The 23750-nt window shown below is 70.6% G+C and carries 20 protein-coding genes and 2 pseudogenes; 12 read left to right on the top strand and 10 right to left on the bottom strand.

Features of this window, described 5'->3' with window-relative positions:
* The first annotated feature begins 59 nt into the window (after positions 1-59).
* The 6 genes from ABD858_RS24155 (at position 60) to ABD858_RS24180 (ending at position 4630) form a co-directional block, all read left to right on the top strand.
* Positions 60-890, top strand: a complete 831-nt coding sequence (locus ABD858_RS24155; protein ID WP_345041146.1) for a helix-turn-helix domain-containing protein — start codon at positions 60-62, stop codon at positions 888-890.
* Between the two features lie 148 nt (positions 891-1038).
* Positions 1039-2541: a 30S ribosomal protein S12 methylthiotransferase RimO gene (gene rimO / locus ABD858_RS24160; protein WP_345041149.1), complete on the top strand. Its 1503-nt coding sequence runs from the start codon at positions 1039-1041 to the stop codon at positions 2539-2541.
* Entirely contained in the window at positions 2538-3212 is a 675-nt protein-coding gene (gene pgsA, locus ABD858_RS24165) for a CDP-diacylglycerol--glycerol-3-phosphate 3-phosphatidyltransferase (protein WP_345041152.1), read from the top strand. Before rimO ends, pgsA begins: the two co-directional genes overlap by 4 nt.
* Complete coding sequence (locus ABD858_RS24170; protein WP_345041154.1) at positions 3209-3718, top strand: CinA family protein; 510 nt, start codon at positions 3209-3211, stop codon at positions 3716-3718. Before pgsA ends, ABD858_RS24170 begins: the two co-directional genes overlap by 4 nt.
* A gap of 109 nt (positions 3719-3827) precedes the next feature.
* Positions 3828-4211 (top strand): helix-turn-helix domain-containing protein, encoded by a 384-nt coding sequence (locus ABD858_RS24175; protein ID WP_345041156.1) that lies wholly within the window; start codon positions 3828-3830, stop codon positions 4209-4211.
* A 167-nt stretch (positions 4212-4378) separates the two neighbouring features.
* A complete protein-coding gene (locus ABD858_RS24180; protein ID WP_345041159.1) occupies positions 4379-4630 on the top strand; it encodes a hypothetical protein in 252 nt (83 codons plus the stop codon).
* 102 nt (positions 4631-4732) lie between these two features.
* Here the strand turns inward: ABD858_RS24180 and ABD858_RS24185 are convergent, their stop codons facing one another.
* The 3 genes from ABD858_RS24185 to ABD858_RS24195 all read right to left on the bottom strand — a co-directional run bounded on the left by ABD858_RS24185 (position 4733) and on the right by ABD858_RS24195 (position 11317).
* Positions 4733-5530 (bottom strand): Fpg/Nei family DNA glycosylase, encoded by a 798-nt coding sequence (locus ABD858_RS24185; RefSeq protein ID WP_345041161.1) that lies wholly within the window; start codon positions 5528-5530, stop codon positions 4733-4735.
* Between the two features lie 102 nt (positions 5531-5632).
* Positions 5633-10285 (bottom strand): ATP-dependent helicase, encoded by a 4653-nt coding sequence (locus tag ABD858_RS24190; RefSeq protein WP_345041164.1) that lies wholly within the window; start codon positions 10283-10285, stop codon positions 5633-5635.
* A gap of 132 nt (positions 10286-10417) precedes the next feature.
* Positions 10418-11317 (bottom strand): hypothetical protein, encoded by a 900-nt coding sequence (locus ABD858_RS24195; protein WP_345041166.1) that lies wholly within the window; start codon positions 11315-11317, stop codon positions 10418-10420.
* A gap of 79 nt (positions 11318-11396) precedes the next feature.
* Between ABD858_RS24195 and ABD858_RS24200 the strand changes: the two genes are divergently transcribed.
* The 4 genes and pseudogenes from ABD858_RS24200 to recX form a co-directional block, all read left to right on the top strand.
* Complete coding sequence (locus tag ABD858_RS24200; RefSeq protein ID WP_345041168.1) at positions 11397-11591, top strand: DUF3046 domain-containing protein; 195 nt, start codon at positions 11397-11399, stop codon at positions 11589-11591.
* Between the two features lie 86 nt (positions 11592-11677).
* Positions 11678-12793, top strand: a complete 1116-nt coding sequence (locus tag ABD858_RS24205) for an AI-2E family transporter (protein WP_345044817.1) — start codon at positions 11678-11680, stop codon at positions 12791-12793.
* A gap of 200 nt (positions 12794-12993) precedes the next feature.
* A complete protein-coding gene (recA, locus tag ABD858_RS24210) occupies positions 12994-14109 on the top strand; it encodes a recombinase RecA (RefSeq protein ID WP_345041170.1) in 1116 nt (371 codons plus the stop codon).
* A pseudogene (gene recX / locus ABD858_RS24215) lies at positions 14016-14690 on the top strand (recombination regulator RecX); the annotation flags it as partial. The gene recA and the pseudogene recX, both read left to right, overlap by 94 nt.
* An 8-nt stretch (positions 14691-14698) precedes the next feature.
* Here the strand turns inward: recX and ABD858_RS24220 are convergent.
* From ABD858_RS24220 to ABD858_RS24245, 6 genes and pseudogenes are all read right to left on the bottom strand, one after another.
* Positions 14699-15010, bottom strand: a pseudogene (locus ABD858_RS24220) (rhodanese-like domain-containing protein); the annotation flags it as partial.
* Between the two features lie 184 nt (positions 15011-15194).
* Positions 15195-16850 (bottom strand): FAD-dependent monooxygenase, encoded by a 1656-nt coding sequence (locus tag ABD858_RS24225; RefSeq protein ID WP_345041173.1) that lies wholly within the window; start codon positions 16848-16850, stop codon positions 15195-15197.
* A 129-nt stretch (positions 16851-16979) separates the two neighbouring features.
* Positions 16980-17891 carry an amino acid ABC transporter permease gene (locus ABD858_RS24230; RefSeq protein WP_345041175.1) on the bottom strand — a complete coding sequence of 304 codons (912 nt, stop codon included), beginning with the start codon at positions 17889-17891 and terminating at the stop codon, positions 16980-16982.
* Positions 17888-18562 (bottom strand): amino acid ABC transporter permease, encoded by a 675-nt coding sequence (locus ABD858_RS24235; RefSeq protein WP_345041178.1) that lies wholly within the window; start codon positions 18560-18562, stop codon positions 17888-17890. The genes ABD858_RS24230 and ABD858_RS24235 overlap by 4 nt, the downstream gene beginning before the upstream one ends.
* Before the next feature lie 71 nt (positions 18563-18633).
* Positions 18634-19461 carry a glutamate ABC transporter substrate-binding protein gene (locus ABD858_RS24240; RefSeq protein ID WP_345041180.1) on the bottom strand — a complete coding sequence of 276 codons (828 nt, stop codon included), beginning with the start codon at positions 19459-19461 and terminating at the stop codon, positions 18634-18636.
* 34 nt (positions 19462-19495) lie between these two features.
* Positions 19496-20278, bottom strand: a complete 783-nt coding sequence (locus tag ABD858_RS24245) for an amino acid ABC transporter ATP-binding protein (RefSeq protein ID WP_345041182.1) — start codon at positions 20276-20278, stop codon at positions 19496-19498.
* Between the two features lie 269 nt (positions 20279-20547).
* On the opposite strand from ABD858_RS24245, the gene ABD858_RS24250 reads away from it, so the two are divergent.
* Positions 20548-21258, top strand: a complete 711-nt coding sequence (locus ABD858_RS24250; protein WP_345041185.1) for a response regulator transcription factor — start codon at positions 20548-20550, stop codon at positions 21256-21258.
* Between the two features lie 6 nt (positions 21259-21264).
* Positions 21265-22698: a sensor histidine kinase gene (locus tag ABD858_RS24255; protein WP_345041187.1), complete on the top strand. Its 1434-nt coding sequence runs from the start codon at positions 21265-21267 to the stop codon at positions 22696-22698.
* Here ABD858_RS24255 and ABD858_RS24260 read toward each other — a convergent pair.
* Complete coding sequence (locus tag ABD858_RS24260) at positions 22688-23683, bottom strand: TAXI family TRAP transporter solute-binding subunit (protein WP_345041189.1); 996 nt, start codon at positions 23681-23683, stop codon at positions 22688-22690. The two genes, ABD858_RS24255 and ABD858_RS24260, sit on opposite strands and share 11 nt — an antisense overlap.
* Positions 23684-23750: the final 67 nt, after the last annotated feature.

The following is a 23750-nucleotide window of genomic DNA, read 5'->3' on the forward strand; positions in this document are numbered from 1 at the left end:
TTCGTACCCCCCCTAGACTGAACACTCAGCAGGTGGAAAGACGCTCGAAAGGCGCTCCCGTGTCCATCGGCAGCAACTCCCCCGAAGACGACCAGCCTTCGATCAGCGACGACAACAGGCCCTCGATCGGTCGTGTCCTCCAGCAGGCGCGCGTCCGCGCCGGCCTGACGGTCGAAGAAGTCAGTTCCTCCACGCGGGTGCGCGTCCCCATCGTGCAGGCGATCGAGGAGGACGACTTCACACGGTGCGGCGGTGATGTGTACGCACGCGGACACATCCGCACTTTCGCCCGTGCCGTGGGGATCGACCCCGACCCGCTCGTCGCCCAGTACGACGCCGCACACGGCGGGCGCCCCGCGCCCACCCCCGCGGCGCCGCGCTTCGAGGCGGAACGGATCCGGCCCGACCCGCGCCGTCCGAACTGGACCGCGGCCATGGTCGCCGCGATCGTCGCGGTGGTCGGTTTCGTCGGCTTCACGCTGTTCAACGGCAACGACGACAGGGGCGGCAGCACGTCGGTCGCGGAAGGGCCGACGCCGGGCCCCAGCAAGAAGCCCGCCGCCAAGCCGACCAGGATCGCCAACCCCAAGCCCGAATCCTCGGAGAGCGCCATCGCGGCCGTCCCGCAGGACAAGGTCACGGTCAAGCTCACCGCGATCGACGACAAGAGCTGGATCTCCGCGAAGTCCTTCAACGGTCGGCTGCTCTTCGACGGCCTCCTGGAGAAGGGCCAGTCCAAGACCTTCACCGACGACGACCGGATCGATCTCGTCCTCGGCAACGCGGGGGCGATCGAGCTCTTCGTCAACGGCAAGAAGGTCGAGAACGAATTCAAGCCGGGGCAGGTCGAGCGCCTCTCCTACACCAAGGGCGACCCCGAGGCCGGGTGAAGCGCCTCTTTTTGCGCCTCCGGCGCGTGGAGCCGCGACCCCTTCGGCTCACTCGCCACGTGGACAGGGCACCCGCGGGTGTACCCGGCCCTCCGGGCGAACCGGAGGCGAGGCAGGGGTGTCCTCAGGACAAAGTAGTCTTGAGGGCATGCCCGAACGCCGTACCGTCGCCCTTGTCACTCTTGGCTGCGCCCGTAACGAGGTGGACTCGGAGGAGCTTGCCGGCCGCTTGGCGGCGGACGGATGGGAGCTCGTCGAGGACGCCGCGGACGCGGATGTCGCCGTCGTCAACACCTGCGGCTTCGTCGAGGCCGCCAAGAAGGACTCCGTCGACGCCTTGCTCGAAGCCAACGACCTCAAGGACCAGGGCCGCACCCAGGCCGTCGTCGCCGTCGGCTGCATGGCCGAGCGGTACGGCAAGGAGCTCGCAGAGGCGCTGCCCGAGGCCGACGGCGTGCTCGGTTTCGACGACTACGCCGACATCTCCGACCGCCTCCAGACCATCCTGAGCGGCGGCATCCACGCCTCGCACACCCCGCGCGACCGGCGGAAGCTGCTCCCGATCACGCCCGCCGAGCGGCAGGCCGCCACCGATGTGGCCCTGCCCGGGCACGCGCAGGCCGCCGCGAGCGCCCCTGCGGACCTCCCCGAGGGTCTGGCCCCGGCATCCGGGCCGCGCGCGCCGCTGCGCAGGCGGCTCGACAACAACCCCGTTGCCTCGGTGAAGCTGGCCTCCGGCTGCGACCGGCGCTGCTCGTTCTGCGCCATTCCGTCCTTCCGCGGCTCCTTCATCTCGCGGCGCCCCTCTGACGTGCTGGGCGAGACGCGCTGGCTTGCCGAGCAGGGCGTCAAGGAGGTCATGCTGGTCTCCGAGAACAACACCTCCTACGGCAAGGACCTCGGCGACATCCGGCTGCTCGAGACGCTGCTGCCCGAGCTGGCCGAGGTCGACGGGATCGAACGGATCCGGGTCAGCTACCTGCAGCCGGCCGAGATGCGGCCCGGACTGATCGACGTCCTGACCTCGACGCCCAAGGTCATGCCGTACTTCGACCTGTCCTTCCAGCACTCCGCGCCGGACGTGCTGCGCGCCATGCGGCGCTTCGGTGACACGGACCGCTTCCTGGAACTGCTGGACACGATCCGCTCCAAGGCCCCGCAGGCCGGTGTCCGGTCCAACTTCATCGTCGGCTTCCCCGGCGAGACCGAGGCCGACCTGGCGGAGCTGGAACGCTTCCTCACCGGCGCCCGTCTCGACGCCATCGGCGTCTTCGGATACTCCGACGAGGAGGGCACCGAGGCGGCGACGTACGAGCACAAGCTCGACCAGGACGTGGTGGCCGAGCGGCTCGCGCACATCTCACGGCTCGCCGAGGAGCTCACCTCGCAGCGTGCGGAGGAGCGGATCGGCGAGACCGTCGAGGTGCTCGTCGAGTCCGTGGACGACGAGGACGGCGCGGTGGGCCGGGCGGCGCACCAGGCGCCCGAGACGGACGGCCAGGTGACCTTCACGTCGGCCGAGGGTCTCTCCGTCGGCCGTATCGTCGAGGCGAAGGTGGTCGGCAGCGAGGGCGTGGACCTCGTGGCGGAGTCCTTCGCATCTCTGGGGGGCGATCCCAAGACCCCCGGCGTCGAGGAGGCGGGCAGATGACAGGAGTCCCGGCATCCGCGACGGGCGGTTCCGGCAGGCCGGTGCCCGGCGGCAAGCTGGGCGCTGCGGCCGTCGACCAGGCCAGCCTGTGGAACATCGCCAACATCCTCACGATGGTGCGCCTGCTGCTCGTCCCCGGTTTCGTCGTGCTGATGCTGATGGACGGCGGCTACGACCCGGTCTGGCGGGCCTGGGCATGGGCGGCGTTCGCCGTCGCCATGATCACCGATGTCTTCGACGGCCATCTGGCCCGTACGTACAACCTGGTCACCGACTTCGGGAAGATCGCGGACCCGATCGCCGACAAAGCGATCATGGGGGCGGCACTGATCTGCCTCTCCTACCTGGGAGACCTGCCGTGGTGGGTCACGGCGGTGATTCTCGGGCGTGAGCTCGGGGTCACGCTGCTCCGGTTCGTGGTGATCCGGTACGGGGTCATTCCGGCCAGCCGGGGCGGCAAGATGAAGACGCTCGCACAGGGCACGGCGGTCGGGATGTACATCCTCGCGCTGACCGGTGGGCTGGCCACGATGCGCTTCTGGGTGATGGCCGTGGCCGTGGTGCTGACCGTGGTGACCGGCCTCGACTATGTGCGGCAGGCGATCGTGCTGAGGCGCAGGGGACTGGCGGCACAGCGCTCCTCGGCGGCGGTGGAGGAGTCCGCGCGGTGAACGAGGCGGCCCGGGTGCTCCGACTGCTCACGGAGTGTGGCGAGACTCTGGCCGTCGCCGAGTCGCTGACGGGCGGCCTGGTGGCTGCCGAGCTGACCTCCGTACCCGGGGCTTCCAAGGCTTTCCGCGGAGCCGTCACGGCGTACGCCACCGAGCTGAAGCGGGATGTGCTGGGGGTCGACGGGACCCTTCTGGCGCAGCGCGGTGCGGTCGATCCCGAGGTCGCGCAGCAGATGGCGGCGGGGGTGCGGCGTGTACTCGGAGCCGTCTGGGGGATCGCGACCACCGGAGTCGCCGGGCCCGACCCGCAGGACGGACAGCCGGTCGGGACCGTGTACATCGCCGTTGCGGGCCCGCACGGGACGGGAAAAACGGTCGGATTGCGGTTGAACGGCGGACGCGCGGAAATCCGTATCGAGAGTGTACGGAGAGTACTCGAGTTGCTCTCCAGTGAACTCGGTGAATATGCGCGGGCACAGGATACGGAACGGAACGGGGGGACTTGATGTTTGCAGCCCAGAGTGAACACGACATCGCTCCCCGCACGGCCGCAGCGCGAGGCGGTACGGTGGGGCGTGAAGGATGCGGCTATGCGGTCCGAGGAGGGAGCCACCGATGATTCTGCTCCGTCGCCTGCTGGGTGACGTGCTGCGTCGGCAGCGCCAGCGCCAGGGCCGTACTCTGCGCGAAGTCTCCTCGTCCGCCCGAGTCTCACTCGGCTATCTCTCCGAGGTGGAGCGGGGGCAGAAGGAGGCTTCCTCCGAACTGCTCTCCGCGATTTGCGACGCGCTTGACGTACGGATGTCCGAGCTCATGCGTGAAGTGAGCGACGAACTGGCACTCGCCGAGCTGGCCGAGTCTGCAGCGGCAAGCGAGCCGGTGCGTGCGCCGGTGCGTCCGATGCTGAATTCGGTTTCCGTGACGTCGGTGGCAGGAGTGCCGACGGAGCGGGTGACGATCAAGGCGCCTGCGGAAGCAGTGGACGTCGTCGCCGCCTGAGTCCGGCAGCCACAGCTGGTGTGAGCCCCGGTCGGCCCTGCATGGCCCGGCCGGGGCTTTCGCGTTGTCCAGCCGATCCGAATGCCCGAATGGGTGCTCTGTGCCATGGTGGAGAGGAGTCGGCTTCACCCCGGAGCGCGGGGCCGGCATCGGCCGGAGGAGGAGGCATGGCGGTGCGCTGGGTGCCTGCGGTCCTAGTCGGCGGGCTCTGGTGGTGGGCCGTGCTGCGGCTGGCGCTCATACCCGAGCGAACAGGCCTGGTCGAGGGCGCGGTCGCGGCCGGTGGATGGGGGCTGAGCCTGCTGCCGGTGCACGCGGCGGCCACCAAGGCATCGCCACACCGCCGTTGGGGCGCAGGATCCGACCCGTCGGGAAGGCGAATGCGTCCGAGGCCGGATGAAGGACCGCATACGGCGTGAGCCGCACCACGGCGTCCTCCGCCTGCCGTTGGAGTCCGGAATGTCATGACGGTCCGTCACGCGAGTGCGGACCCGGCCCGGCACAGAGGAACTGACGGTTCGTCAATCAACAGGACCGGGTTGGCAGCGGGGACACCAGTAGACGATGCGCTCGCGGCCCGGCTCGCCCTGGTCGGCGGAACGGATCGGCGTACCGCAGCGCAGACAGGGGAGCCCGGCTCGCCCGTAGACGAAGAGCCGCCGGCCGGGGTTGCTGCTACCGGTGGTGGTGCGCCCACCGGGGCGGTCGCGGTTGACCTCGAGCAGTCGCTTGGCCGCCGCGACCAGCCGCTCGGGATCCGGGAGTTCACCGAACGGCAGCCATGGGGTCGCGGAGGCGAGGAAACACAGTTCCGACCGGTAGACATTGCCGATACCGGCGAGATTCCTCTGGTCGGCGAGGGCTTCGCCGAGCGGCCGGCCGGGGTCCTTCAGAAGGTTCGCGAGCGCCTGGTCGGCATCCCAGTCCGGGCCGAGTAGATCGGGCCCGAGATGGCCGACGACGCGCTCCTCGTCGGCGGTTCGGAGCAGGTTCAGCACGGGCAGGCGGTAGCCGACCGCGGTGTGTTCGGAGTTGGCCAGCACGGCCCTGATCTGGTGCCCCGGCCCGCCACGCCAGCGTTCGCCGGTGGTGTACACCTGCCAGGAGCCGTCCATGCGCAGATGTGAGTGCAGGGTCACTCCGCCCTCGATCCTGGCCAGCAGATGCTTGCCGTGCGGGGTGACGTCCAGGACGGTACGCCCCGAGAGGTCGGCGGTGGCAAGCCTGGGTACGCGCAGATCGGACCGGGTCAGCACGCGCCCGGCGAGGGCGTCATGCATGCGCCGGGCGGTCTGCCAGACGGTGTCTCCTTCGGGCATGTTTCCATCATGACCACCCCGGACTGCGTTCGGCGTCCCCTTCCGGCCCGTCCGGAGTCCGAGAACGCACACCAGGGCTGACCGGGTGGCGGGAGGACACCCTTACGCCCGAAGGCGCAGGCCGCGCGGCGTCGCGTGGAAGCCCGCCGCTTCCAGGGCGCGGCCCAGGGGGGATGTGAGCGCGGACGTGCCGTTCGTGCGCTCCACGGTCACCGTGCCGAGCCGGCCGGAGCGGGCCGCGTCGGCGAGTGCCTCCGCGGCGGCGTGCAGTGCGGGCGAGTCCGGGTCGTCCGGCCAGGCCAGCAGTGTCTTGCCGCCGCGCTCCATATAGAGCGCCAGCTCTCCGTCGACCAGGACCACCATGGCCCCGGCCTTGCGTCCCGGCTTGTGCCCCGCCCCCGCGGGAGGGTCGGGCCAGGCGAGTGCCGCCCCGTACGCATTGGCGGGATCGGCCGCCGCGAGGACCATCGCGCGGGGCGAGGCGGCTGGGTCGGCACGCTCACGCGCGCCCGCGGCGGCGCGCAGGCGGTCGACCGCGCCGTCCATCGCGAACTGCGCGGCGCCCAGGCCTTCGACGACATAACCGCGCCGGGCCTGGCCGCTGTCCTCGAATGCGGACAGGACACGGTACGCCGCGGAGAAGCCGCCTTCGACACCCTCGGCGGCGACGGCGCCGCGGGTCACCACGCCGTGCCGGTCGAGCAGGGTGCGGGCCAGGGCGTGGGCGCGATGGGTGGGGTCGGATTCGCGGTCGGGCAGCACGGACCAGCGCCCGGACACGGTCGGCGGGCCCGTCCGCGAGACGGGCCGGGCAGCCGCGGTGAGTGTGCCGTACCGCCCACGGGGGACGGTGCGCCTGGCGCGATGCGCGGTGGAGCCGGCCGTGCGTCCGGAGCCGAGGAGCGCGCGCAGGGGAGCGAGGGTGTCATTGGTGAGCCGGCCGGACCAGGCCAGCTCCCAGATGGTGTCGGCGAGTTGGGGATCGGTCGCGTCGGGGTGTGTGGTGGCCCGCACCCGGTCGGCGATCTGCCGGAAGAAGAGGCCGTACCCCGGAGCGAGGGCGTCCAGGACGGACTGGTGCAGCGGGCCGATCTCCAGAGGGTGCGGGGGCGGCAGCAGCAGCGGGGCGGCATCGGCGACGTAGAGGGAGATCCAGCCGTCCTTGCCCGGGAGTGCTCCCGCGCCCGCCCACACCACCTCACCGGTGGCGGTGAGCTCGTCGAGGAGGGTGGAGGAGTAGTCCATGACCCGGGACGGAAGGATCAGCTTCTCCAGGCCGGATGCGGGAACGGGCGCGCCCTGCAGTTGCTCCACGGCGCGCGCCAGCCCGTCGATGCCGCGCAGGCTGCTGCTGCCCAGGTGCTGCCACTGCGGCAGGAAGGAGGCGAGTGCGGCGGGCGGGACCGGCTCCAGCTCCTGGCGCAGTGCCGCGAGCGAGCGGCGGCGCAGCCTGCGCAGTACGGCCGCGTCGCACCACTCCTGGCCGATGCCCGACGGATGGAACTCGCCCTGGACGACCCGGCCGTCTGCCGCGAGCCGCTGGAGGGCGCCGTCGGTGACCGCTGTGCCGAGACCGAACCGGGCGGCCGCGGCCGCGGAGGTGAACGGTCCGTGGGTGCGGGCGTACCGCGCGAGAAGGTCGCCCAGCGGGTCCTTGACCGGCTCGGTGAAGGCCTCGGGGACACCGACGGGAAGCGCTGTGCCGAGGGCGTCGCGCAGCCGCCCGGCATCCTCGATCGCCGCCCAGTGACCGTCTCCGGCGATACGGACCCGGAGGACCCGGCGGGCCGCCGCCAGCTCCTCGGCCCATCCCGGTTCCGCGCCGCGCTCGGCCAGCTCGGCGTCCGTGAGCGGGCCGAGCAGCCGCAGCAGGTCGGCGACGCCCTCCGGGTCCTTGGCGCGGCGGTCCTCGGTGAGCCACTGGAGCTCGCGCTCCAGCTCCGTCAGGACATCGGCATCGAGGAGTTCGCGCAGCTCGGCCTGGCCGAGGAGCTCGGCCAGCAGCCGCGAGTCCAGCGACAGCGCCGCTGCACGCCGTTCGGCGAGCGGCGAGTCGCCTTCGTACAGGAACTGCGCCACATAGCCGAAGAGCAGGGAGCGGGCGAACGGCGACGGTTCGGGGGTGGTGACCTCGACCAGCCGCACCCGGCGGGACTCGATGTCGCCCATCAGCTCGACCAGGCCCGGTACGTCGAAGACGTCCTGGAGGCATTCGCGGACCGCCTCCAGCACGATCGGGAACGAGCCGAACTCCGAGGCGACCTGGAGCAGTTGGGCGGCGCGCTGCCGCTGTTGCCACAGCGGGGTGCGCTTGCCCGGACTGCGGCGGGGCAGCAGCAGCGCCCGGGCGGCGCACTCCCGGAACCGGGACGCGAAGAGGGCGGATCCGCCCACTTGGTCGGTGACGATCTGGTCGATCTCGCCCTTGTCGAAGGCGACGTCGGCCGCGCCGACCGGCGCCTGCTCGTCCGAGTCGATCGGCCTGTCGGCCGCGTACATCAGATCGGTCTCTCCTTGCCCGCCATCGAACAGGAGAGTCTCTGGCAGCCGCAGCACGATGCCGTCGTCGGCGTGCATGACCTGGGCGTCCATGCCGTACCGCTCCGCGAGCCGGGCGCCGAGGGCGAGGGCCCAGGGGGCGTGCACCTGCGCGCCGAACGGGGAGTGGACGACGACCCGCCAGTCGCCCAGCTCGTCGCGGAACCGCTCGACGAGGATGGTCCGGTCGTCCGGCACATGGCCGCAGGCGCGGCGCTGCTCGTCGAGGTACGCGAGGACGTTGTCGGCGGCCCAGGCGTCGAGACCGGCGGCGACCAGCCGCAGCCGGGCGTCGTCCGGTGCGAGGGAGCCGACCTCCCGCAGGAACGAGCCGACGGCCCGGCCCAGTTCGAGGGGGCGGCCGAGCTGGTCGCCCTTCCAGAACGGCAGCCGTCCCGGCACTCCGGGGGCGGGGGAGACCAGGACCCGGTCGCGGGTGATGTCCTCGATCCGCCAGGAGGTGGTGCCCAGTGTGAAGACATCGCCGACGCGGGATTCGTAGACCATCTCCTCGTCGAGCTCGCCGACCCGGCCGCCGCCCTTCTTGGGGTCGGCCCCGGCGAGGAACACCCCGAACAGACCGCGGTCCGGGATGGTGCCGCCGGAGGTGACGGCGAGCCGCTGCGCCCCCGGCCGGCCCGTGACCGTACCGGTGACGCGGTCCCAGACCACCCGCGGACGCAGCTCGGCAAAGGCGTCGGACGGATACCGTCCGGCGAGCATGTCCAGCACCGCCGTGAACGCCGACTCGGGGAGCGAGGCGAAGGGGGCCGCACGCCGGACCGTGGCGAGCAGGTCGTCGACCTGCCGGCTGTCGAGCGCGACCATGGCGACCAGCTGCTGGGCGAGCACGTCCAGCGGGTTGGACGGGATGCGGAGGGACTCGATCGAGCCGGTACACATCCGCTCGGTGACCACGGCCGCCTGCACCAGATCGCCGCGGTATTTGGGGAAGACGACCCCGGTGGAGACCGCGCCCACCTGGTGGCCGGCCCGGCCGACCCGCTGGAGTCCGGAGGCGACGGAGGGCGGCGACTCCACCTGGACGACCAGGTCCACCGCGCCCATGTCGATGCCCAGCTCCAGGCTGGACGTGGCGACCACGGCCGGCAGCCTGCCTGCCTTCAGATCCTCCTCGACCAGGGCGCGCTGTTCCTTGGACACCGAACCGTGGTGGGCGCGGGCGAGCAGCGCGGGGGCACCGTGCGCCGCTCCTGATTGCGCCATGATCTCGGCCGGAGATGCCCCCTCGGGGAGGGTCGTGGCGGAGCCGCGCGAATCAAGCACAGTGCCCATGGCACGCTCGTAGGCGATCTCGTTGAGCCGGTTGCACAGCCGCTCCGCCAGGCGGCGGGAGTTGGCGAAGACGATCGTCGAGCGGTGCGCCTGCACCAGATCGGCGATGCGCTCCTCCACATGAGGCCAGATCGACGGCTTCTCACCGCCGTCGCCCTCGGTGGCGGGCGAACCGCCCAGCTCACCCAGGTCCTCGACCGGCACGACCACCGACAGGTCGAACTCCTTGGTGGACGGCGGCTGGACGATCTCCACCTTCCGCTGCGGCGACAGGAAGCGAGCGACCTCGTCGACCGGACGGACCGTCGCCGAAAGACCGATCCGGCGGGCCGGCCGCGGCAGCAGCTCGTCGAGCCGCTCCAGCGACAGGGCCAGATGGGCGCCGCGCTTCGTCCCGGCGACGGCATGCACCTCGTCCAGGATCACCGTCTCGATCCCGGACAGCGCCTCACGGGTCGACGAGGTGAGCATCAGGAACAGCGACTCGGGTGTGGTGATCAGGATGTCCGGCGGCCTGGTCGCCAGCGCGCGGCGCTCCGCAGCGGGGGTGTCCCCCGAGCGGATCCCCACCCGCACGTCGGGCTCCGGCAGTCCGAGCCGCACGGACTCCTGCCGGATGCCCGTCAGCGGGCTGCGCAGGTTCCGCTCCACGTCCACCGCGAGGGCCTTGAGCGGCGAGACATAGAGCACCCGGCAGCGCCTCTTCGCCTCGGCCGGAGGCGGGACGGACGCCAGCCGGTCCAGGGCCGCGAGGAAGGCCGCCAGTGTCTTGCCGGACCCGGTCGGAGCCACCACCAGCACATCGGAGCCCGCGCCGATCGCCCGCCAGGCGCCCTCCTGCGCCGCGGTGGGTGCGGTGAAGGCACCCGTGAACCAACCGCGGGTCGCGGGGGAGAAGGAGTCGAGCGCTGATCCGGCCATGTCCTCCATCGTGCACCCGGCCACTGACAACGGACGCCGCGCGGCCTGTCCAGCGTGCGGACGTCGAGGCGGCGACCGGGCCGGGCGCCACAGAATGGGAGCACGGGCCACCGGGGAGCGAGCCAGGCACTGTCAGCCGATGTCCCGCCCGTACCCCCTCAGCGTCAGCAGCGCCTCGACGGTCACGATCGGACGCCATTCGAGGCTTGCCGCAGCCGCCCACTCGCGCCACCGGAGAGGCCAGCCGCCGTCCTCCCGCTGCTCTGCGGCGAGAAAGTCCAAGGAGCGTTCCATCTCCTCGTCCGTGAACCACCGCCGGGCGAGCGAGTCGGGGGTACGGGCGTAGTCGTGCGCGAAGTGGTGCTCGCCCGGTGCGTAACCGGGCGCCACCGGCCGGTCGTCGCGCCGTTCGGGATCCAGCACGACCAGTTGCTGCTCCCGGACCAGCCGCCCCAGCCGGTCCGCAGCCGCCTCCGCGCGCGAACGGTCGGGTACACCGTCGAGGAAGGCGACGGCCGCCTGGATCTCGTACGGGTGGGACTTCTCCAGCGAGTCGATCGCGGCCCAGCAGAAGTCCGTGGCCCGGAACAGCCAGGCGTGCCACACCTCGTTGCGGTGCAGCAGCCCGACCACCGGACCCGTCGCCAGCAGCTCGCTCGGCGGGTCGTCGACGACCGGCAGGAAAGGGGCCGACGGATATCCGCGCAGACTGGGATGCAGCGCGGGCAGCGCCCCGTCCCTCGTGGACACGCCCGTCAGATAGCGGCAGACCCGCTCCGCACGCAGTCCTCCGCAGCGGCCGATGGAGTCGAGGACACGCAGCGCGTGCGCCGTGTGCAGGGGCTGGCTGACAGGGCCGCGCAGATCGGGCTCGAGGGCGTGACCGTAGCCGCCGTCCTGCCCCTGATAGGCGGCGAGCGCGGCCTCCACGGCGTCGGCCGGGCCGTTCAGGAAGTGGTGGGCGAAGCGCTGCTGCTCCAGCACTCTGGCGGTCAGCCAGACGAAGCGTTCGGCGCGGGCGAGTGCGGTCATGTTGCGACGGTAGGGCGGAAAGCGCTGTCGCGGAGGCTCAACGGACGGGCTGCACCCTCAGGGGCTGGATACTGATGTCATGCGGTTGACGGTCTTCTGGGAACGAATGGCGGAGCACTTCGGTGAGGGATACGCGGATTCCTTTGCGCGCGATCATGTGATGTCGCAGCTCGGCGGGCGCACGGTGCACGAGGCGCTCGAGGCGGGCTGGGAGGCCAAGGACGTCTGGCGCGGTGTCTGCGCCGCCCTCGGCATCCCGGCCGACAAGCGATGACACAGCAGGAGACGGACCCGGCCGCACACCCGGTACGGGACGCAGAGGCCGACGCACGGACCACCATGGCCGCGGCACGTGCGCGCATGCCGCGATGGCTGCCGCGCGCGATGGTGCTCGCGTTCGCCCTCTACGCCTGTTTCCAGCTCGGCAGCTGGGTCTTCCACCAGCTCATCGGGTTCCTGATCACCATCCTGATCGCCTTCTTCCTGTCACTGGCGATCGAGCCCGCCGTGGGACGCATGGCGGCCCGCGGCGTGCGCCGCGGTCTGGCCACGTTCCTGGTGTTCCTCGGGGTGATCGTCGCCTGCACCGGCTTCATGGTCCTGCTCGGATCCATGCTGGCGGGACAGATCATCGATCTGGTCGAGGAGTTCCCCAAGTACCTCGACTCAGTCATCCGCTGGATCAACCAGACCTTCCACTCGGACCTCTCGCGCGTCGAGATCCAGGACAGCCTCCTCCGCTCCGACTGGCTGCAGAGGTACGTCCAGAGCAGCGCGAGCGGTGTCCTCGACATATCGGCAACCGTGCTCAGCGGACTGTTCCGGCTGCTGACGATCTTCCTGTTCTCGTTCTACTTCGCGGCGGACGGACCCCGGCTGCGGCGCGCACTGTGTTCCGTGCTTCCCCCGGCCCGGCAGGCCGAGGTGCTGCGCGCCTGGGAGATCGCCGTCGACAAGACCGGCGGCTACCTCTACTCGCGCGGTCTGATGGCGCTCGTCTCCGGCATCGCCCACTACATCCTGCTGGCGATGCTCGGGGTGCCGTACGCGCCGGTGCTCGCGGTGTGGGTGGGCCTGGTCTCCCAGTTCATCCCGACCATCGGTACGTACCTGGCCGGGGCCCTCCCGATGCTGATCGCCTTCACCGTCGATCCCTGGTACGCGCTGTGGGTGCTCGGGTTCGTCGTGATCTACCAGCAGTTCGAGAACTATCTGCTGCAGCCGAAACTCACCGCGAGGACGGTGGACATCCACCCGGCGGTGGCCTTCGGCTCGGTCATCGCCGGCACGGCCCTGCTGGGCGCGGTCGGTGCGCTGATCGCCATCCCCGCGGTCGCGACCCTGCAGGCCTTCCTGGGTGCGTACGTGAAGCGCTACGACGTGACGGACGACCCGCGCGTGCACGGCAGACGGCAGCGGCCCGAGGCGGACCCGCTGCTCGTGCGAGCGCGCCGGGCGTTGCGCCGGACCGGCTGATCCGGGCCGCCGGGCCGGTGCGCGCGGTGCGCTTGACACCAAAATCGAACATCTATTCTCATGGGATTCCGGAGCCGTGGAGACCTGAGGTGGAGACCTGAGATATCCACAGGCCGGAAGGACGTCGGGGCCCATTGTCAGTGGCAGGGGTTAGCGTCTTTGACGTGAAGCGATCGACTCAAGCAAACCGGGTGGAACCCATGGCAGGAACCGACCGCGAGAAGGCGCTCGACGCCGCACTCGCACAGATTGAACGCCAATTCGGCAAGGGTGCCGTGATGCGCCTGGGCGAGCGGCCGAACGAGCCCATCGAGGTGATCCCCACCGGGTCGACCGCCCTCGACGTCGCCCTGGGTGTCGGCGGCCTGCCGCGCGGCCGTGTGGTGGAGGTCTACGGACCGGAGTCCTCCGGTAAGACCACGCTGACCCTGCACGCCGTGGCCAACGCCCAGAAGGCCGGTGGCACGGTGGCCTTCGTGGACGCCGAGCACGCCCTCGACCCCGAGTACGCCAAGAAGCTCGGCGTCGACATCGACTCGCTCATCCTGTCCCAGCCGGACAACGGTGAGCAGGCGCTGGAGATCGTGGACATGCTGGTCCGCTCCGGCGCGCTCGACCTGATCGTCATCGACTCCGTCGCCGCCCTGGTGCCGCGCGCGGAGATCGAGGGCGAGATGGGCGACTCGCACGTCGGTCTCCAGGCCCGTCTGATGAGCCAGGCGCTCCGGAAGATCACCGGTGCGCTGAACCAGTCCAAGACCACCGCGATCTTCATCAACCAGCTGCGTGAGAAGGTCGGTGTGATGTTCGGCTCGCCGGAGACCACCACCGGTGGCCGGGCGCTGAAGTTCTACGCCTCCGTGCGTCTCGACATCCGCCGCATCGAGACCCTCAAGGACGGCACCGAGGCAGTCGGCAACCGCACCCGTGTGAAGGTCGTCAAGAACAAGGTCGCGCCGCCCTTCAAACAGGCCGAGTTCGACATCCTCTACGGCCAGGGCATCAGCCGCGAGGGCGGCCTGATCGACATGGGCGTCGAGCACGGCTTCATCCGCAAGGCCGGTGCTTGGTACACCTACGAGGGCGACCAGCTCGGCCAGGGCAAGGAGAACGCCCGGAACTTCCTCAAGGACAACCCCGACCTCGCCAACGAGATCGAGAAGAAGATCAAGGAGAAGCTGGGCGTCGGTGTCCAGCCGGAGGCCCCGGCAGCCGAGCCCGGTGCGGACGCGGCCGTCGGCGCCCCGGCCGACGACGAGGCGAAGTCGGCGCCCGCCAAGGCCAAGACGGCCAAGGCGAGCACGGCCAAGAGCTGACCGGCCCCGTGTCCGACCCGAGGACATGGCGTACCGGCCGGCCGGAGGGGCGCATGGATTCCGCAGAACAGGGGCCGTCGCCCCAGGACCCGGCGGAGCAGGCACGGGCGATCTGCCTGCGCCTGCTCACCGGGACCCCGCGGACCCGTAAACAGCTCGCTGACGCCCTGCGCAAGCGGGACATCCCGGACGATGTCTCGGCCGAGGTGCTGTCCCGCTTCGAGGAAGTCGGTCTGATCGACGACGCGGCGTTCGCCGACGCCTGGGTGGAGTCCCGGCACCACGGGCGGGGCCTGGCCCGTCGGGCCCTCGCCCGTGAACTGCGCACCAAGGGCGTCGACTCCGTGCTGATCGACGAGGCGGTCGGGCAGCTGGACTCCGAGCAGGAGGAGGAGACCGCCCGCGAGCTGGTCGCCCGGAAGCTGCGCTCCACGCGTGGGCTCGACCGCGACCGGCGCTTGCGCCGCCTCGCGGGCATGCTGGCCCGCAAGGGTTACCCCGAGGGCATGGCCCTGCGCGTGGTCAGGCGCGCGCTGGAGGAGGAGGGCGAGGACATGGAGGACCTGGACTTCGACGTGTGACGGGGGCCGGTGACCGGCAGGCCCGCAGCACGCCAGGCCTGGAAGCCGCTGATGAGGTCCGTCGCGCGATGCAGGCCCAGTTGGTGGAGGGACGCCGCCGCGAGGCTGGAGGCGTAACCCTCGTTGCAGATCACCACGATCCTCGGATCGTGCCCCGTGGCTTCGTCCGCACGATGGCTGCCCTGTGGATCGGGCCGCCACTCCAGTTCATTGCGCTCCACCACCAGCGCCCCTGGGATCAGCCCGTCCCGCTCGCGCAAGGCGGCGTAACGGATGTCCACCAAGAGCACCCCGCCCTCCGCGAGGGGCGTACGGAGAATGACACGGAAGGTCCGTCCTGGGAGTTCGCATGGACGCGCCGATGGGCGCGTGGGGGAGGGGCGAGTCAGCAGGACGGGCGACACACGCAGCACGCATAGCGGATCAGGTCCATGCGGACCCTCCGCCACAGGCGCACATCGGTGCCGGTCATGGTCCGGAGTAGACCATGCGCGCCCACGGCGGTCAATTGATGTCCGCTGTACGGCCGGTGGGCACCGGGTCGGCGGGTTCGTCCGGGCCGGCAGGACTGTCCGGGTCGGCGGAGCCGACGGAGTCAGGCGCACCCCCGCGTACCGCGTCCGCCGCCGCGTACAGTTCGGCGGGCCGCACTCCGCCGAAAGCGGCGACGAGACAGCCGTCGGGCCTGACCAGCAGCACGGTGTGCGCGGCGGCTTCGGGATAGTTCTCGGCGACCAGCAGCTCGGCCCGTACCGGCAGAGCGGTCACCGCGGCGGCGAGCCGCGGCATGACGCCGGCCGTCATCCAGTGCCGCCGTTCCCATACGCCCGTGCCCGGGGCGACCAGCACCACCAGCAGCCGGCCTTGTCCGAGCCGGTCGTGCAGCCGCACGGTCGCACCGTCCGGCGCCGTGACCCGTACATCCTCGACCCGCGCACCCACCTCCGTCCCGACGAGCGTCTGCGAACCGGCGCGCGGAGGTGCGAGGGGGGTGTGCGGGTAGGCGGGGGGCGCGCCCAACGGCCCGAGCCCCAGATGCCCGTCCGTCAGCAGGGTGTCGTGGCCGCGCGCCGCCCCCGGGATGTAGGTGCGCAGCCCTCCGCCGCCACGCAGCACCGGCATCGCCTGGTCGGCGGCGCGCAGCCGGGCGGCGACGGCGGTGCGCCGCTCCGACTGGTAGCTGTCGAGCAGGGTGTCCGACGCTCCGTGGTGCCAGGCCAGGGCCAGTTTCCAGGCGAGGTTCTCCGCGTCCCGCAGCCCTTCGTCGAGCCCCTGCGTGCCGAGGGCGCCGAGCAGATGTGCGGCGTCCCCGGCGAGGAAGGCCCGCCCGACCCGCCAGCGGCGGGCCAGCCGGTGGTGCAGGGTGTGGACGCCGGTGTCGAGCAGTTCGTACGGAGGAGCCTCACCGCACAGGCCGGTCAGGGTGTTCCGTACCCGCGCGACCAGCGAGTCGGGGGTGACGAGCTCGCCGCTGGGCGGCAGCAGCCAGTCGAACCGCCAGGCGCTGTCCGGCAGCGGTCGGGCCGTCACCTCGGCCCCGACGCCCGGCCAGTTCGGCAGCCGGTACAACAATGCCTCGCCGGGCCAGGGAAGTTCGACGCGCAGCGCCGCCACCGCGTGCCGTTCCACCGCCGTACGCCCCGGGAAGCGGACGCCGAGCAGTTTGCGCACGGTGGACCGGGCTCCGTCGCAGCCGACCAGATGACTGCCGCGCCACCAGGTGGGCTCGGTGCCGCGCGTGTGGACGGTGACACCGTCGTCGTCCTGTTCGATCGTGTCGACGCGGCTGTCGGTGACGACATCGACGAGCGGCTGGGCCATGGCGGCCTCGTGCAGCCCCCGGGTCAGCGCGTGCTGCGGGAGGTGCAGCGGCGATTCCCCGCCGTCGCCGCCCTCCCCGAAGTCGAACTGCCGCAGCAGTTGCTTGCGCCGGAAGGTGCGCCAGGCGACCCAGCGGGTCCCTTCGTCATGGATCGTGGTGCAGCCCAGCCGCTCGGCGAACGCGACGGTGTCCGGCCGCAGTATGGCGGTGCGGGCCGGACGTGGCTCATCCTTGCCGGGGCCCTCGTCGAGGACGACAGTGGGCACGCCCTGTGCGGCAAGCGCGAGGGCCAGCGAGAATCCGACCGGCCCCGCGCCGACAATGATCACCGGGTCCACGGCGCGACTCCTCTGTGCACGATCACAGAACGTATGCAACCCACTGCCGGTGCTTGCGTCAAGTGACCGCGGGCAGCGGTGAGGGGCAGTGGCGGAATGCGCCCCTGCCCCTCACCGTTCGATCCGCCGTCAGCCGGCCCTTGCTTCCTCGGCATGGAGTCCCGGACCGCCCATGGTCTCCGTCTCCTCCATGGCGTCGGCGCCGAGGACCGCGCCGCCGGACTTCCCGGCGCGGCGCAGTCTGCGCTCCAGCCGGCTCGCGAAGGAGGTGAGCAGGTAGTTGACCAGGATGTAGATCAGCGCGATGACGGTCATGGTCGCGATGGTGTTCGCGCCGTAGTTCGCCGTGATCTGCCGGTTCTGCGAGAGCAGTTCGTTGAAGCCGAGCAGGGCGCCACCGAGTGCCGTGTCCTTCACGATGACGACGAGCTGGCTGACCAGGGCCGGGAGCATGACGGTGACGGCCTGCGGCAGCAGGACGTTGGTCATGGTCTGGCCCTTGCGCATGCCGATGGCCTTGGCGGCATCGGTCTGGCCGCGCGGCAGGGAATGCACGCCGGCCCGTACGACCTCGGCGATGACCGACGAGTTGTAGAGGACCAGCCCGGTCACGACCGCGTACAGCGGACGGTCGTCGGACGGGATGTCGGTGTACTGCGAGTAGGCCTCGTTGGCGAACACCATCAGGAGCAGCACCGGGATGGCGCGGAAGAACTCCACGACGGTGCCCGCGACCGTGCGGACCGCGGCGTGGTCGGAGAGCCGGCCGATGCCGAGCAGCGCGCCCAGGGGCAGCGCTATCACGATCGCCAGTGCGGCAGCCTTGAGCGTTTCCGTCAGGCCCGGGATCAGATACGTCGTCCAGACCTCGGAGTCCGTGACGAACGGGCTCCATTTCTCCGCGGTGAGCTGGTCCTTCTCGGCCATGACGCCGAGGAACCACCAGGCCACCAGGCCGAGGACGACCAGGAAGGCGACGGTGTAGAGGACGTTCCGCCGCTTGGCGCGAGGGCCGGGGGCGTCGTACAGAACGGAGGTCATCGCTTCACCGCCACTCGCTTGGCCACCCAGCCCAGCAGCAGACCGGTCGGGAGGGTGAGGACGATGAACCCGAACGCGAAGATCGCGAAGACCGTGAAGAGCGCCTGGGCCTCGTTCTCGAGCATTTCCTTCATCAGCAGCGCGGCTTCGGCCACACCGATCGCCGCGGCAACAGTGGTGTTCTTGGTCAGTGCGATCAGTACGTTCGCCAGTGGGGCGACGCTCGCGCGAAAGGCCTGCGGCAGCACTATCAGCCCCAGCACCTGGGTGAAGCTCAGGCCCAGTGCGCGGGCCGCCTCGGCCTGGCCGACCGGCACCGTGTTGATGCCGGACCGCAGTGCCTCGCAGACGAAGGTGCCGGTATAGGCGACGAATCCGAGAACGGCCAGTCGGAAGCCGGTCTCCTTGAAGGTGTCCCCGCCGAGACCGAACAGCAGGGTCTGGTTCAGCACCAGCGACGATCCGACGATGATCAGTGTCAGCGGGGTGTTCCGCACCATGTTGACGTAGAAGGTGCCGAAGCCACGCATCAGCGGGGCCGGACTGACCCGCATGGCGGCCAGCAGGGTTCCCCAGATCAGGGAGCCGATGGCCGAGTAGACGGTGAGCTGCACCGTTACCCAGAAGGCGCCGAGCAGGTCGTACTGCCCGGACTCAAGAAAGTCGAACACGATGCTCCGCGCTCTCCCGTGGTCGATTGGCGCGGCGCGCCGTCATGAGCGGACGGCGCGCCGGCGGAGGGTCAGCTGGTTTCCTCGATCTTCGGCGCGGGCTCGTTCTTGTAGTTGGCCGGGCCGAAGTTCTTCTGCACGAGCTGGTCCCAGGTGCCGTCGGAGACCATCTTCTCCAGCGCCTTGTTGATCTTGGCCTGAAGGTCCTTGTCGCCCTTCTTCAGACCGATGCCGTACTTCTCGTCGCTCATCTTGAGGCCGACGAGCTTGAACTTGCCCTGGTGCTCCTTCTGCGCGGCGTAGCCGGCCAGGATGGAGTCATCGGTGGTGAGGGCGTCGACGGCCTTGTTCTCCAGACCGGTCAGGCACTCGGAGTAGCCGCCCTGCTCCAGGAGGTCGGCCTTGGGGGCCAGCTTGTCCTTGACGTTCTGCGCCGAGGTCGAGCCGGTCACCGAGCAGAGCTTCTTGGTGTTGAGGTCCTCGGCCTTGGTGATCGAGCTGTCGTCCGCGCGGACCAGCAGGTCCTGGTGGGCCAGGAGGTACGGGCCGGCGAAGTCGACTTCCTTCTTGCGCTTGTCGTTGATCGAGTAGCTGGCGACGACGAACTTCACGTCACCGTTCTTGATCAGGTTCTCGCGCTCGGCACTGGGGGACTGCTTCCAGGTGATGTCCTTGGCGTCGTAGCCCAGTTCCTTGGCGACATACGTGGCGACATCGACGTCGAAGCCCTCGTACTTGCCGTCGGGGGTCTTCAGGCCCAGACCCGGCTGGTCGAACTTGATGCCGATGGTGATCTTCTTGTCGTCGCCGCCACCACTGTCGCTGCCACCACAGGCGGTGGCGGTCACGGCGAGGGCGACGGCGGCTGCGGCAGCAGCGGAGGCCTTGCGGAACTTCATCCTGAACATCCTCTATGTCGTAGGTCTTCGGTCGTCAGTGGTGCAGGATCTTCGACAGGAAGTCCTTGGCGCGGTCGCTGCGAGGATTGCTGAAGAACTGGTCCGGCGTGGCCTCTTCGACGATTTTTCCGTCCGCCATGAACACGACCCGGTTGGCGGCCGAACGCGCAAAGCCCATCTCATGGGTGACGACGACCATCGTCATCCCGTCCCGGGCGAGCTGCTGCATGACCTCCAGCACCTCGTTGATCATCTCCGGGTCGAGCGCCGAAGTCGGCTCGTCGAAGAGGATCACCTTCGGGTCCATGGCCAGTGCACGGGCGATCGCCACCCGTTGCTGCTGGCCACCGGAGAGTTGGGCCGGGTACTTGTCCGCCTGGGAGAGGACACCGACCCGGTCGAGCAGGGTGCGGGCCTTCTCCTCGGCGGCCTTCTTGTCCGTCTTGCGGACCTTGACCTGGCCGAGCATGACGTTTTCCAGCACGGTCTTGTGCGCGAAGAGGTTGAACGACTGGAAGACCATGCCCACATCGGCGCGCAGCCGGGCGAGCTCGCGTCCCTCGGCCGGGAGCGGCTTGCCGTCGATGGTGATCACGCCCGAGTCGATCGTCTCCAGGCGGTTGATGGCGCGGCACAGCGTGGACTTGCCCGACCCGGACGGCCCGATGACGACCACGACTTCGCCGCGGGCGATGGTCAGGTCGACGTCCTGGAGCACATGCAGCGCGCCGAAGTGCTTGTTGACGTTGCTCAGCACGACCAGGCTGTCCGCCGGCACGGCGTCCTTGGTGCCCTTGTCCACTGATACTCCGCTCATCGGCTTCTAGCTCCGTCCTCCTCGGTTGGGAGGACTTAATCAGGCCCCGGGACCGACGTCATCACATCTGAGCGGAAATTGAGGATAACGATCCGGCTGCGGCCGGGCACACTGCGTGAACCGGTTCGTCTCCGGAGTACCGGGTGCATAACGGAAACCCGGCTCCACGCGGATGGCCCTTGACTGGCAAGGCCCCCATCGGCGTGGATGCCGTGGTACATGACGTCACCATGGCGCGCGAGCCAACGGGACACCACTGGAGGGAGACCATGAGACTGCTGCTGGTCGAGGACGACAACCACGTCGCCGCGGCCCTGTCCGCGATCCTCGCCAGGCACGGCTTCGACGTCGTGCACGCGCGTAACGGCGAGGAGGCGCTGCAGGCCCTGCTCCCCGCCGGACAGCAGCCGTTCGGTGTCGTACTCCTCGACCTCGGGCTGCCCGACCAGGACGGGTACGAGGTCTGCGGGAAGATCCGCAAGCGCACCAGTACCCCGGTCATCATGGTGACCGCGCGCGCCGACGTCCGCTCACGCATCCACGGCCTCAACCTCGGCGCCGACGACTATGTCGTCAAGCCGTACGACACCGGGGAACTGCTCGCCCGTATCCACGCCGTCAGCCGCCGCACCGCCCCCGGGGACGAAGGGGCGGCACCGGCCGGCGAGGGCGCGCTCCGCCTCGGCTCCGTGGCGATCGAGCTGTCCACGCGCCGCGTCAGCGTCGACGGCGAGGTCGTCCAGCTGACCCGCAAGGAGTTCGATCTGCTCGCGCTGCTCGCGCAGCGGCCCGGAGTCGTCTTCCGCAGGGAGCAGATCATCAGCGAGGTGTGGCGTACCAGCTGGGAGGGTACCGGCAGGACGCTCGAGGTCCATGTGGCGTCCCTGCGTGCCAAGTTGAGCAGGCCCGCCCTGATCGAGACCGTGCGCGGTGTCGGCTACCGTCTGGCTGCGCCGCCCGCGTCGCTGCAAGGCCCGTAACAGCCGGTGCGTACCCGACTTCTTCCGCTTCTCATCTTCCTGCTGGCGCTGGTGCTGGTCGCTCTGGGCTTTCCGCTCGCGGTGAGCGTCGCCGCCGCCCAGCAGCAGAACGTGGTCGTGGACCGGATCGACGACACGGCGCGCTTCGCGGCCCTCGCCCAGTTCGTCACCGACGTCGACACGTATTTCGGAACCGACCCGGCCGTCGGTGTCACGGGGGAGGACCCGGACAAGCGGCGGGCGACCCTGACCGCGGAGCTGGCCCGCTATCACGAGCTGTACGGGATCAAGGCCGGCGTCTTCCGCCGTGACGGCACCGCCATGGGGCTCGCCCCGGACGACTGGGCCGTGCCGGAGAGCGGCGAGGGGCGCCAGGCGTTCGAGGAGGCCCTCGCCGGCCGGCGCAGTCATGACCCGGACCAGGTCTGGCCGTGGCAGCGCGGCCGGCTGGTCGTCGCCTCCCCGGTCGTCCGGGACGGCGATGTGGTCGCCGTCGTCGTCACCGACTCGCCCACCGGCCCGATGCGCTCGCGCACCCTGAACGGCTGGCTGCTGATCGCCGCGGGGGAGACCGCCGCGATGCTGCTCGCGGTCGCGGCCGCGTTCCGGCTGACCGGCTGGGTGCTGCGGCCCGTACGCGTGCTGGACACTGCGGCCCACGACATCGCGACAGGCCGGATGAACGCCCGGGTCGCGGCGGCCGGCGGCCCGCCCGAACTCAGGCGCCTGGCCCGCTCGTTCAACGAGATGGCCGACCATGTAGAGGAAGTCCTGGAGCAGCAGCGTGCCTTCGTCGCCGATGCCTCCCACCAGCTTCGCAACCCTCTGGCCGCGCTGCTGCTGCGTATCGAACTGCTCGCCCTCGAACTCCCCGCGGGCAACGCGGAGATCGCCTCGGTGCGCACCGAGGGCAAGCGACTGGCGCAGGTCCTCGACGACTTGCTGGACCTGGCGCTGGCCGAGCACGCCGCCGCGGACCTGCGGCTCACCGACATCGGGGCCCTGACGGCCGAGCGGCTGGACGCCTGGCGGCCGCTCGCGGACGACAAGGGCGTCCGGCTCACCGGCGACGGCATTCCGGCGGTCACCGCCTGGGCCGACCCGGTCGCGCTGTCCAGCGTGCTCGACGCGGTGATCGACAATGCGCTGAAGTTCACCCAGGAGGGTGAGGAGGTCCAGGTCGCGGTCCGCTCCGACGGCGCCGACTCCAGGATCGTCGTCGCCGACCGGGGCCCCGGTCTGACCGAGGAGGAGCTCACCCGTGTCGGCGATCGCTTCTGGCGCAGCAACCGCCATCAGAACATCAAGGGCTCGGGCCTGGGCCTGTCCATCGCGCGGGCGCTGCTGGCGGCGGGCGGCGGCTCGATCACGTACGGGCCGAACGAGCCGCACGGACTGCGGGTGACCGTCATCCTGCCGCGTACGCCGGCTACGGCTTGACCGACAGGTAGTAGCGCCTGGCCCCCTCGTGCAGCGGCAGCGGGTCCGTGTAGATGGCCGTGCGCAGGTCCACCAGCTGAGCCGCGTGCACCTCGCGGCCGACGCCGTCACGGCTGCGGATCACGCTGCGGGTGAAGCCCTCGGTGAGCTGCGGGCTGGTACGGTCCGTCGTCACCAGCAGATTCGCGACGGCCACCGTGGTCACCGGGAACCCGTCCTGTACCTCGCGATAGGCGTCGGCGGGCATGGTCGCCGCCCGGTAATAATCGGCGATGCCGTCCTGCGCGTGCAGGGCGGGCAGCAGGTCGCCCAGCGGCACCAGCCGCACCGGGAACCGCTGTGACAGGTCCACGATCGCGGTGGTCGGCAGCCCGCCCGACCAGATGAACGCGTCCAGCTCGCCGCGCTCCAGCCGGTCCGGGGCGGTGTCGATGCCCGCCGCCACCGGGACGATGTCCCGCTGCGGGTCCAGGCCCGCGGCCCTCAGCAGCCGCTCGGCGATCAGCCGCACTCCCGAGCCCGGCTGGCCCACCGCCACCCGCCTGCCCCTCAGCTCGTCGGCCGAGCGCACCGTGGAGCCGCGCGGGACGACCAGCTGCACATAGTCGTCGTACAGCCGGGCGCAGCCGCGCAGCCGGCCGGCGCCCGGTCCGCCTTTGCGCTGGTACGTGGCCACGGCGTCCGCGGTGGCGATGGTGAAGTCCGCCTGGCCGGTCGCCACGCGCGCGAGGTTCTGCTGGGACCCCTCGCTGGTGCGCAGGCTGATGGTGACATCGGGCAGATCGCGGGCGAGCGCGGCCTGGAGCAGCTCCCCGTAGCGCTGGTAGACACCGTTGCGGGCGCCCGTACTGAACGTCAGCGTCCCGCTCGGCGGCGTCTCCCCGATCGGGAGCAGCCACCACAGCAGCATTCCGAACAGCACCAGAGCCACGCCGGACCCCTGCAGGGCGCGGCGGCGGCTGATCCGGGAGAGCGGCGCGAACATGCGCGCGATCCTGCCAGCTCGGCCCCGGCCGGAGAAAGGCAGGGGCAAGGGCGCGGGGCGACCCCGT

Source organism: Streptomyces sannanensis, from assembly GCF_039536205.1.
Lineage (GTDB): Bacteria > Actinomycetota > Actinomycetes > Streptomycetales > Streptomycetaceae > Streptomyces > Streptomyces sannanensis.